Here is an 11,973-nt window from a genome sequence, read left to right as displayed (position 1 = left end):
ACTCTTAAAAAAGTTATATTTCTGAAAATCCCAACAAAAAAGGGCTGCCTCTCCCCTATGAAGGAAGAAACAGCCCGTGTGCTTCACGCGCAACAAAACTATGAATATATCAGCTTATACCACCATATGGATTATTCCAACATCATCCAATATTTCTTACATCATAAATCATACCGGACGAAAAATCAAACGTTACTTTTTCTCACGAAACATTTCAAAGATCATTCATGTATACCTGAATTTCCGGCTTGATAGAGTTGCTCATATACGTCCTTGTTGACCATCCTCAGCCCAAACAATCTGCGGATACGCTGTCCCGGCTTGGCTTTGAAGGTCACTGTCGCCTGATCCTTACCCTCCAGATATGCAGCCGGAATAGCGGCATTCACGTTGTAAAATTTATCGGCTTCATCAAAGCCTTCACTAAAATGCTCAAGCGGATGACCGTTAATCAAAATATCAAAACCGCAGTTAGGCATTTCCAGCGTAGCTGTGTAGGTAATGACCAACAGCATCGGAGCAGATGGATCTGTATTTAAATCGAAAGAAAACCAACCGTCAATTCCCGCATTCCGATAAGGTCGGTTATTCACATATCCGGTGCGAGTCGAGGCATCTCCCTGGAAGTTATGATCCCGCTCCGGCTGCATTTCACCAGGTTGGGCAAAATCAATCGTACACTGCTCCAGAATCGCCAGTTTTTCGCGTGCCGCTGTGTATTCCTGTTCCGCCTCCTGCCACGCTTCCTTCGTAAAAATGTCCCAATATACGGAATACGTACGGTCATGCATTTTATACAGAGGAGACAATTCCACATCCCGGGGATGCCCTGCATTCAAGGTACGGAACGTATTGGTCTTGCCCTCCACGGGCTGTATCCAGGCATCCAGCTTTTCCGTTTGAGGGATAAATACCGGTGTATAGAGAAACTCCTTGGCTTTAGGATCTTCTAAGGGGCCCAAGTCGCCTGCCAGCACCAGCGGTCCATACATGATAGCCGCCCGATCCGGATTATCCGGCATCTGCTCCAGCCTCAGCGACATCGGAATCGTCACCTCTACAACATCCCCGTCAATCCACGTTCTGGCGATAGAGACAAAGCTGCCCGGTTCCGATACAACCGATTGTTCTTTGCCATTTACACGAATGATAATTCCTTTTTCAGCCCAATATGGATAGCGGATGAGTAGCGTAAATGGAGCTGGTTGATCGCATTGAAACCCCAGCCTCGTATGATCCGTCTCTGGATAGGAAGTATTTTGTTTTAGCGTAACGCCTCTGTCCTTCCATTCCAGCGTGGAAGCAATGAACTGATTGACATACAGCTTATCGTGATCGTGAAAATAAATGCCGCTGCCGTAGCTCGCATGGTTTTCCATCCCTGTGCCGACACAGCACGTAAAATCATCAAATTTGCTTTCAAAATGCTTGTGCCCGCCCATCGCCAGCGACAGAAAATACGTTACGCCCCCGTGAACCGGGTCCTGCGAGGCCAAAATATGATTGAATAGACCTCGTTCATAAAAATCCGCTTCCTTGGCGGAAGCGTTCCACTGAAACAGATGATTTGTCAGCTTGAGCATGTTATAGGTGTTGCACGTCTCCGTCGTATGAGGCCCGATGCGATCATTCAAGCCATCTGGCGCTCCAAAATATTCTCCAAAGCTATTGCCGCCAATGACATACGAATGATGATCCACCACCCGCTCCCAAAAAAACTCCACCGTCGCCCGGCGTTTCGTATCATTGGTCAGCTCATATTCCTTGGCAAGCCCGATCAGCTTCGGAATCTGTGTATTGGCGTGAATACCCTGCAAGCAGTCTTCCTGCGAGCTAAGCGGGTCCAGCACCAGCTTGTGCCAGAAGCACTCAGCCAGCCACAAGTAGCGCTCTTCCCCGGTATCCGCGTACAAATCGGCCAATACTTCGTTCATGCCTCCATATTCGCAGAACATCATCTGCTGCATCTGCTCATCGCTCATCGGCTTCATTATTCCTTCGAGCCAGTCCGCCAGCTTGCGCTCCACCGTCAATGCCTTGTCACAGCCTGTCAAATGGTACGCATCACGCAGGCCAGCAAACAACTTGTGTAGTGTATACAAGGGGGCCCAGGCACCGTTTAGGTCAAACCCCTTCGAGCGAATATTTCCAGCAGACACCTCTTCAAAAAGTTCCTTTCCCCCAGGAATACCGGATACATATCCGTCACCGTGCGCTGCCTGACAAACGGCTAGTTCATCCGTAATGTAATGTGCAATTTCTTTAAAACGCTCATCGCCCGTTGAAGCATACATCATGGAGCAAGCGGACAAATAATGTCCCAGTGTATGACCGGAAATAGTCATCGCTTCCCAGCCCTCATATTGAGGCGCTTTGGGCGTAAGTCCGGCATATTCCCGAAAACGCGCCAGCAGACGGTCTGGTTGAAGCTCCAACAGATAAGATCGGTTCAGCTCCATCGCCTGTTTGAAGGGACCTTCAGCCAATACCACCTCGTTCAGTGCGAACGGTCTTGCTTTCATATGGGCTTTTGCTTTAAGAGTCACTTTCCGTTCCTCCTTTAAGACGAATTTGGGACAAAAAAACGCATATCAAACACAACGAGCCGTTACGCGCCGCTGCCAAAGGTTTGCCCCCACTGCTGGTACAGCTGCGTTCTCGCCTCTGTAATGCCGGGATGAAACTGAATCAGCGCATGCTTCCGTGCAAAATGGACCTCACGGATCGCCTCCTGCACCCGCTGTTCCCCGCCTGCTCCGCCGAGTCCAGCGGCATGGAGCACGGAAGCGGCGGCTAATCGACCTTGGGCCATCGCGACCACCCCGCTTTCGATGCCGGTAATATTGCCGGCAACGTACAGCCCTTTGAGCGAGGTTTCCATTCGCTCACCATGCAGTGGAACATGCCCGCCCAGCTCAGGGCTGTACACGAATTTGCACCCGGCTACCGCCGCCAGCTCGGCGAGCGGATACAAGCCGCCGCTCAGCGCCACGAAGTCGGCGGGTTCGACGCGCTCGCTGCCGGGAATAGGCGAGCCGTCCGGTTTAACGTGGACCAGGGTCACGGATTCGACCCGGTCCTGGCCGTTGACGGACAGCACCGCTGTCCGCAAACGGATCGGGATATCCCACAGACGGAAGCCTCTGTGGGGATAGCAGCACGCGATGAGTTTCTCCATCCGCATCGCCGCTGCCAGCCTGCCGCCTGCACGCATCCAGGCGGCAGGAGCTAGCCCCGACAGCTGAAGCAGCAGCTTCGCGGAGGCTGTCGGATCTGCCGCCGCACCAGCCAGCGGATTAGCGCACGGCAGTGTAATTGCCGCCACCTTCACCCCGGCGACAGACAGCTCGCGGGCAATCGCCATCGACAATACGTTCATGCCTACGATGATGCCGCGTTCCCCCGGCTTAACGTAATGAACATTAGTCATTACTTGTGCGGCCCCGATAGACATGACGCCCGGTAACGTCCAGCCATCCAGCGGAACGGGAATTTCGGCAGCTCCAGTCGCTAGCAATACGTAATCCGCAGTGAACAATCCACAGGAAGTGGAAATTTCCCACGTTGTTGTATATTCCATACCATGCACGGAAACGCCGCAGCGAATGTCCACCCCAAGCTCCCCGCAACGGGTAATCAGCTCATCCGAAACGTGTTTTCCAACCCACCAGCCTTGACTGCCTTCCTCATGATATTGCCCGGGCATACGTCCACCCGGCTCTGTAAACTCATCCAGTACTGTGACTGGCAATCCTTGCTCAGCAGCCGATACCGCTGCGGACAATCCGGCGGGACCCGCCCCAATGACGATAAGATGCGCCATTTCATTCATGTCACAATTCTCCCTGTGATTTCATTCGAAAGCTGCCGCCCGGTTTCCACCACCATACCTTCTTCCAGCTTGGTCAGGCAGGAACGGACGGTACCGAACGGATGAACCGTCAGGCGGCATTCGTTACAATGCCCAATGGCGCAGTATACGCCTCTGGCCGTACCGGATTCCTCATGCCTTCTCAGCAAACGGACACCGCTGGCCAGCAGCGCTGCTGCCAATGGTTCTCCAGCCAATCCCTGCATGGGACGACCGTCAAAAAAGAAAGATACCTGCCGCCGCTCCGGCTTTGGTCCCAAAATAGGATGATTTACAATACGCGTGCGGCTCATAAAGAACCTCCTTCTGCCAGCTGCCCGAACGTTACGGGACGCACGGGAGGCCTTTGCGATAACAGCTCCGCCTCCCGGCGGGCAGCAGGAACCTGATTGTAAAACCATGACTCCACCAATTGTCGGCATACCCTACCCTGACATGCCCCCATCGTCACCCGCGTAGCCATTTTAAGCTGACGCACGGTGTCCATACCCATGCGGCAAGCCTGCTCCATCTGTGCGATACTCACTTCTTCACAGCGACATATGAGCAAATGACCTGATGCGCACCCGATCGTCTCACTTCGTCCCGTCATCCGCTTACTCATAACTGATCGCACAGGTTTTAATCGCTGAATAAAAATCCAGCGCCGCCTGGCCCTGTTCCCGGGTATGTGAACTGGATTGCTTCAGACCGCCGAACGGAGCCTGGTATTCAACACCAGCCGTCTCCTGATTAACCCGAACCATACCGGCGTTCGCCTCATCCAGAAACCGATGAGCCAACCGCAAATCGCGGGTGAATAGAGAGGCGCTTAATCCATAAATAGAATCATTGCACAGTCGAATTGCATCCTCGAAGTCGTCCGCCTGCACGACCCCCATCACAGGTCCAAAAATCTCCTCCTGAATCAACGGGTGGGACGAATTGAGTCCAGTCGCCACCAGTGGACGCACATAATACCCGTTCTCTGTCCCGGCAGCGGCTCCACCTTCGGCCAAAATCTCGGCTTCCCGGCGGGCCAGCGATATATAGGACATGACCTTCTCGTATTGACCTGCGGATGCCACAGGTCCAAGATACGCACCGGCGTCAAGCGCCGGAGCGATCTGTATTTTTTCCACCGCTTGGCGTAAGGCTTCCGTGAACGTCTCATAGACAGACTGTTCCACAATCACCCGACTAGTGGCCGTGCATTTTTGCCCGGCTGAACGGAAAGCCCCGCTGACAATCATCGCCACCGCCTGTGCTACATCCGCGTCTTTCAGCACAATGGCGGCATTTTTACCGCCCATCTCGGTCTGGTACTTCATGTTACGGCGCGCGCATCGCTCGGCAATGCCCAAACCTGTAGCGGTAGAACCCGTGAAACTGACTGCATCCAGTACCGGATGCTCCAGTAAGGCATCGCCAATACGGTTACCTTGCCCAATGACTAAGTTCAGTACGCCGGGCGGAAACTGCACCGCCTCGAATAGCTCGGCGACCCGTACTGCAGTTAATGAAGCATGTTCGGCAGGCTTCCAGATGACCGTGTTTCCGCACAAAAGTGCAGGGGCGATTTTCCATAGCGGAATAGCTACCGGAAAATTCCACGGCGTAATGACAGCCGTTACACCTAGCGGAATGCGCTTCGTGTATTGGAGCACTCCCGGCTCATTCGAAGGAATGACTGTACCGATGGAACGTACGCCCTCTGCTGCATAGTACCGAAGCAGATGGACACCTCGCATGACCTCTCCGCGCATCTCGGTAATCGGCTTGCCCATCTCACGACTGGCCAGCTCAGCCAATTCAGGTAATGCTGCCTCTAGTAAACCGGCTGCTTTGAACAGATAAACTCCCCGCGCTGCGGGACTTAAAGCGGCCCAGCCCGCCTGAGCCAGCCGTGCCGCATCCCCGGCCTGTGTAATATCGCTCGTTTCTGAAAAATGGACGACTCCCACCTCCTCCTTCAAGTCCGAAGGATTGTGAACCACCATTTCCTCGCCGGAAGGGCTCAGCCACTCACCACCGATCCAATTTCGGCTCTCCATCGTCTTCACCTCCATTCAGGATGATACTTCGCTTGGACGAACCGCCACCTCAAATGCTTCGCGAATGCGGTCATAATCCGCCTGCGGCAGCGCAAGTCTGGGCGGACGTGTCGGACCGACCGGAAATCCAGCCAGCTCCATCATATATTTGATGGACTGTACCAATTGCGGGCTGGCATCATAGTGGAACAGCGGCAGCAGCTTGCGATACAACGCGGACGCTAATGCCATATTTCCCGCCTGCGCAAGTCGGAACAGCTCTACCCCTTCCTTGGGCAACGCATTAGGCACCCCCGAAATCCAGCCTGTCGCGCCGAACAATGCCCCCTCCATCGCCAGATTATCTACTCCGACCATGACCTCCAGCTCTGTCTGGTCCAAAATAGCGTGAATACGCCGTACATCACCGGAAAATTCCTTGACTGCTACGATATTTTCAATTCGCGACAAGTCCGCAAGAATATCTGGAGTCAAGTCAACCTTGTAATCATGGGGGTTGTTATACGCAATGATCGGCAAGCCCACCTCCGACAATGCTTCATAATGGGCCGTTACCTCGTGGGGCAGGGGATTGTAATTAATGGGCGGCAGTGCCATGACACCCGCAGCCCCGGCATCCTTCGCATGCTGAATCCAATGCACCGCCTGTTTGGTGGACGGAGCCGCCGAGCCGACAACAACCGGAACACGCCCTGCCGCAGCGTCAATTACGGTATGCACAACCTGCGACCGTTCCTCCGGGGACAAAGCCGCATATTCTCCCAGCGATCCCGTAGGAACCAGTCCGCTAATGCCGCTTGCAATCAGATGCTCGCACAGCTCGGTCAGACGCTTATGGTCTACCTCCAGCTCTGCCGTGAACGGTGTAACCAAGGCCACATATACACCTTCAAAACGTGCCATATGCTTACCAACCCTTTCCGATCTTTATTTTCATATTCAGCATTCGGGAATGATGTAAAATGCTCACATCAGCAAAAAACCTTCTTTAAGCGGGTCCTCAGGATCCAACACAAATTGATGATGTCCCGTCACCCAAGCCGAGCCTGTAATTTGTGGGATGACTGCCGGATAAGGACCGATCTGCGTCTCCCCCACGATTTCAGCCCGAAACATGGAACCTGTGATGCTTTCATGTACAAACGGCTCATTGAAGTCCAGTTTTCCCTTGGCGTGCAACACCGCTACCTTGGCCGAGGTTCCTGTGCCACAAGGAGAACGATCGATACCTCCCGGTGGGATGACAACGACATTGCGGCAATCGGCCTGTGGAGCCACAGGCTCCCCGTAAAATTCAATATGTGTCAATCCTTGAATAACCGGATTTTCAGGATGTACGACCTCAACAACCGCATTCACCGCCTCCCGAATCTGCACCGCTGTTCGTACAATTTTTGCCCCATGGCTCTGCTCCAGTGCAAGACCGATGGAAGCCGCCTCTACAATGCCGTAAAAGTTGCCTCCATACGCAATATCCAGCGTGACTTGCCCGATGCCCTCTACCTGAATCTCCACTTCACGGCGGTACACAAAAGAAGGGATGTTTGTGAACGTTACTTGTCGCACCTTGCCCGCATCCACCTCCAGTTGCACTTGAACCGGGCCTGCCGGAGTGTCCAGCAATATTGCTTTTTTATCCGCAGCAATCAGTCCGCCCTCCATCAGCGCCGTACATACTCCAATCGTATCGTGACCGCACATCGGTAAATAGCCACCGGTCTCTATAAAGACCACACCAATATCTGCATCAGGATGACAAGGTTCTGTTAAAATGCAGCCTGACATCACCTCATGACCACGCGGCTCGAACATCAGCAAACGGCGAAAATCATCATGATGTGCTGCCATATAAGTCATTTTTTCCAGCATCGTACGACCTACCAGCTTAGGCGCGCCGTGAATGACCGTTCGCGTCGGATTGCCCCCCGTATGGGTATCAATGGTAGTAATTCTGCCTGCTACGATCATCCTGTTACCTCCCCATGAACCTCGTGGCTGGTAAAAACCTCTCCAAATCGGTCATAACGTAGCGGCTCTACCGGAATACAAGTGGATTCACCGCGTACCATTTCGGTCACTAGCTTACCCGTAACCGCCGCAAGACTAATGCCGTCCCCCTCATGACCAGAAGCGATATACAGCCCCAGTACTTCGTCCACCGCTGATACAATTGGCAAATGATCAGGTGTCCATGGACGCAAGCCGGTATACGCCCGCATCAGTGGTACATTGGATAAATCAGGGAAAAATCGAATGGCTCTGCGGGCGATTAAGCGAATCACCTGCTGATCGACACGTGTGTCCATACCGACAAACTGACGGCTGCTGCCGATCAGAATGTTTTGAGATGCGGTTGGCTCGAATACCAACGCGACACCGTATTTTTCATAAAGCTCATCCACACACCGCTGACCGCCAAACTTGCTCATCAGATAGCCGAACTCCATTACCTTGCGGTTCCCAATGGAAGGCATTCGGGCAGACACCAGTATATGTCCTTTGCGCGGCATGATCGGAAGGTCCAAACCGAGTGAATGACCGATGCGGCGTGTCCACACACCTGCCGCCAATACCACTGCACCTGCATGGATAACGCCATTAGGCGTCTCCACCCCGCGGACGTTCCCCCTTTCGTCCTGAAGGATGGACTGTATCGGCATGCGCGGTAATAACTTGGCTCCCATTCGACGCGCGGCCTCGGCCAGTGCATACGTCATCAACACCGGATTCACAGTGGAATCTGTCGCGCACTCCAGTCCGCCCGGCAAATCTTTCGCTAAATGCGGCCATTCCTGTCGCAAATCCTGCTGATCCAGCATGCGAAACGGAAGTCCTTCCTGCTGCTGACGGGTTACCCACTGCTCAGCCGCTTGCATCTCCTGATCGTTTTCACAGACCAGAATACTGCCAGGCGCACGATACTCAAACTCATCCTCCAGTTCCCTAGCCAGCTCTGCCACCAGCTCCTGCGATACCAACGACATTCGACTGTCAAATCCGGGCTCTTTATCGATTGCCAATATATTGCCATCACAACGGGACGAAGTGCCTCCAGCAATCTCCCCTCGCTCAGCCAGCAAGACCTTCATACCGGACTTAGCTGCATAATAAGCGATGGCTGTACCGATGATTCCGCCGCCTACAATGACCAGATCCGCGGCATCATGTTTCATTCGCTTCCCTCCCTTCGACCGTTTTAATCTGCTTGTGAGGTATTCTTTACAGCTTGAGCGTAAAGCTTTGTGTCACAGGCTTGCTCAGCTCATCATAATCCCGCAGCTGTACGGTGAAGTTATACGTCTTGTTCCCTGCTCCGCTGTCTGCTGTTCCGCTAATCGTTCCTGTAAAACGGTCCAGTGTCAACCCTGCGGGCAGTTGACCGCCTGTCACCGTCCAATCGTAAAACGGAACGCCTCCTTTGGCCTCCAGCTTGGCCGTGTACGCTTTGCCTTTGACGGGTGCTGGCAATTGCTTCGTTATGATTTCTGGCGCGAGGAAAGGAGTCAGGTCCTTACGCAGCGGCCAGCCCGCTTTTTCTGCTACCAGTAGCGAAAGCTTCGTGTTCATCCAGCGCCGGGTCGGGAACAGATGGCGCCAGCCTCCATTTTGTCCGCTCAATCTGTCGACTTCTGCAAGCTCTCCGGAGAGATGATAGCTGTCATCCAATGCAGCTGGTCTGTGCTGATAAGCCAGAATATCCGGATCATTGCCCGCCGCTTCCTTCAATGCTTTGACACCCGGGAATGTGTCGCTGAACACAATCGCATGACCAAATTCATGCATGATCAGCCCATGCACATCCGTCACCTTGGACAGATCGGATTGATACCATTCTTCATCGTCTACGGATGTGAATGGAATCGCATCATCATAGAAATCCAGTATCAAACTATAGGAACGGTTCAGGTTCCCCGGGACGGTCACACCGTTACGTGTATGATAATTGCCGTTCGTGGCTGGAAAGCCCGTAGAATACGGCCCGTTCAGCCCTCTCATAAACACCCACATGCCTTTGTAGGGCTTATCATTTGTCACCTGTATTTCATTTTGCCAGTCGTCTCCTGGCAGATGGTTTACCTCCGCTTTGGCAGGAACCTCATCGAAAGGAGCCAGATCAAAGAAATAGAACCAGTCCTTTACCGCCAGCTCTGCGGCTTTTTTGGTAGCTGCATCATTGAAATAAGGCTTGATCGTATCGAATCTGTAGTCAAAATGGAGAGGAACTGTGGGCTCTTTATTATCGTCCTGATCCAACACGCGAATCGGAATGGACTGAGTAGTCGTGTGACCATCATTTCTGGCAACGGACATAGACAGCGTATAGTTCTCTATTTCACCGTTTCCTCCAATCCGGTCAGGATGGATGGCTAGCCGAAAATCTTTTTCCTCCTGGGCATTGGCAAAAGTCAGCGTTTTGCTTGCACCTTGCGCCGACAGCGTACTTGGCAAATCCATCATCAGCCGGGACGTGCCCTGCGCATTTAACGTAACCGTTAACGGAAAAGCAGCATCCGCTGGCGGTTTTACTTTTAGCTTCACATACGGGTTGGCCAGATATCCTTGCCAATCAACCAGATCTATACCATAATCGTTTACCGTCCGACTAAAGATGTCGATGACTTTTACATCCGACTCCGCCTCCGCATAAGCCTGTTGACCCGGAATAACTGGTGCCAAAGCCACAATGAGAGAAGCCGCTAGCGCAGTCAGCCATATTTTGGTGTGTCTTTTATGCGTGTTCATTTGATTCCCTCCATCTCATTTTTGAATGACTTGCAAACGATGATAGTTACCTATAGCGCGACTGCGTTTTATAACAAAAGCAGCTCCTTAGGCGAAGAGGTCAGTACCTTGACACCGTCATCTGTGATCAGCACATCGTCCTCAATCCGAACCCCACCGAAGCCTGGAATATAAATGCCTGGTTCCACGGTAATGACATGACCCGGTACGAGCACCGACTTACTTTCGCGGGACAGCCGTACCTGCTCATGAATCTCGAGACCAAAACCGTGGCCCAGCCCGTGACCAAACTGCTCCCCATAGCCGTAAGAGGCAATCACATCCCGCCCCAGACTGTCTCCCTCCCGACCGCTTAAGCCGGGACGAAGTCCTGCAATCGTCTTCATATTTGCTTCCAGCACAATGGCATACAATTTCTCATGTCGTTCTGAGGGCTGGCCTACGAATACGGTACGCGTGATATCGGATAGGTAACCACGCACATTTGCGCCAAAATCCATCGTGACAAACTCGTTCTGTCCAATTTCTTTGTCACTGGCCAGTCCGTGCGGTAGCGCCGAACGCTCACCTGAAGCGACAATGAACGCAAAACCGCCTGATTCCGCGCCTGCAAGCCGAAGCTGATATTCCAGTTCCGCCGCAATCCGCCGCTCTGTAACTCCAGGCTGAATATAATTCAGTACCTCCGTGAAGGCGGCATCGGTAATACGCGCAGCTTCGCTAATGGTGCGAATCTCTTCTTCGTCTTTCACATCGCGCAGCCGTTCAATGACATCCTCCGTTTGCACGTACTCCAACGAGCCCAGCGCGGCTTGAAGCTGTCCCGACTGTTGAAGTGAGACATGCCTGCTCTCCAAACCCAGTCTACGAACCCCCAACTTACTTGTGAGATCAGCGATGGTCTGGAAGATTTGCGCCTCATGCCGAATCACTGAATATTCCGTTGCCTGATCTGTTGCCTGCATCATATAGCGGAAATCCGTCACTAAAAAGGCCTCTTCCTGTGTAACAAGCGCAATTCCAGCGGAGCCTGTAAATCCGGTCATATATCTTCGATTAGGCCCATGTGTAATAAGTAGTGCATCTATCCCAAGAGCCGATAATTCCGAGCGTAACCGGGCCAGTCTGCCAGGAACACCCTGTAACGGTTTTGTCTTTTGACTGTCTTCCTCTTTCACTCGTACGCCTCCTTATTCCACATCTCTTTTCAAGGCATATGTCTTAGCCCACACTCTCCACTTGCTTTTGAACACATGTATACTCTTCTCGCTGCCGTCTTTCCCGTAAGTCCTGCGTCCAATTCTCCGTCTCTTTTTCAAATACACC

General features: G+C 52.7%; 10 protein-coding genes. All 10 read right to left on the bottom strand.

Annotated features, from left to right (window positions below):
• Window positions 1–221: 221 nt before the first annotated feature.
• Window positions 222–2,522, bottom strand: coding sequence for a beta-L-arabinofuranosidase domain-containing protein (locus tag MHH57_RS05125; RefSeq protein ID WP_342435161.1), 2,301 nt, complete (start codon window positions 2,520–2,522; stop codon window positions 222–224).
• Window positions 2,523–2,608: 86 nt separating this feature from the next.
• Window positions 2,609–3,832, bottom strand: a complete 1,224-nt coding sequence (locus MHH57_RS05120; RefSeq protein WP_081317515.1) for an FAD-dependent oxidoreductase — start codon at window positions 3,830–3,832, stop codon at window positions 2,609–2,611.
• Complete coding sequence (locus MHH57_RS05115) at window positions 3,829–4,164, bottom strand: (2Fe-2S)-binding protein (protein ID WP_029516055.1); 336 nt, start codon at window positions 4,162–4,164, stop codon at window positions 3,829–3,831. Before MHH57_RS05115 ends, MHH57_RS05120 begins: the two co-directional genes overlap by 4 nt.
• Window positions 4,161–4,475, bottom strand: coding sequence for a (2Fe-2S)-binding protein (locus MHH57_RS05110; RefSeq protein ID WP_081317514.1), 315 nt, complete (start codon window positions 4,473–4,475; stop codon window positions 4,161–4,163). Before MHH57_RS05110 ends, MHH57_RS05115 begins: the two co-directional genes overlap by 4 nt.
• Window positions 4,468–5,904: an aldehyde dehydrogenase family protein gene (locus MHH57_RS05105; protein WP_069010325.1), complete on the bottom strand. Its 1,437-nt coding sequence runs from the start codon at window positions 5,902–5,904 to the stop codon at window positions 4,468–4,470. The genes MHH57_RS05110 and MHH57_RS05105 overlap by 8 nt, the downstream gene beginning before the upstream one ends.
• A 15-nt stretch (window positions 5,905–5,919) precedes the next feature.
• Window positions 5,920–6,807 carry a dihydrodipicolinate synthase family protein gene (locus tag MHH57_RS05100; protein ID WP_342434902.1) on the bottom strand — a complete coding sequence of 296 codons (888 nt, stop codon included), beginning with the start codon at window positions 6,805–6,807 and terminating at the stop codon, window positions 5,920–5,922.
• A 63-nt stretch (window positions 6,808–6,870) separates the two neighbouring features.
• Entirely contained in the window at window positions 6,871–7,872 is a 1,002-nt protein-coding gene (locus tag MHH57_RS05095; protein WP_209950062.1) for a proline racemase family protein, read from the bottom strand.
• Entirely contained in the window at window positions 7,869–9,077 is a 1,209-nt protein-coding gene (locus MHH57_RS05090) for an FAD-dependent oxidoreductase (protein ID WP_342434901.1), read from the bottom strand. The genes MHH57_RS05095 and MHH57_RS05090 overlap by 4 nt, the downstream gene beginning before the upstream one ends.
• Window positions 9,078–9,123: 46 nt before the next feature.
• Complete coding sequence (locus MHH57_RS05085; RefSeq protein ID WP_342434900.1) at window positions 9,124–10,647, bottom strand: Ig domain-containing protein; 1,524 nt, start codon at window positions 10,645–10,647, stop codon at window positions 9,124–9,126.
• Window positions 10,648–10,715: 68 nt separating this feature from the next.
• Window positions 10,716–11,825: a Xaa-Pro peptidase family protein gene (locus tag MHH57_RS05080; RefSeq protein ID WP_342434899.1), complete on the bottom strand. Its 1,110-nt coding sequence runs from the start codon at window positions 11,823–11,825 to the stop codon at window positions 10,716–10,718.
• Window positions 11,826–11,973 lie beyond the last annotated feature (148 nt).

Origin of the sequence: Paenibacillus sp. FSL H7-0442, from assembly GCF_038593105.1 — a bacterium.
GTDB lineage: Bacteria > Bacillota > Bacilli > Paenibacillales > Paenibacillaceae > Paenibacillus > Paenibacillus polymyxa_D.
This window is presented reverse-complemented; position numbering and strand designations above follow the sequence as displayed.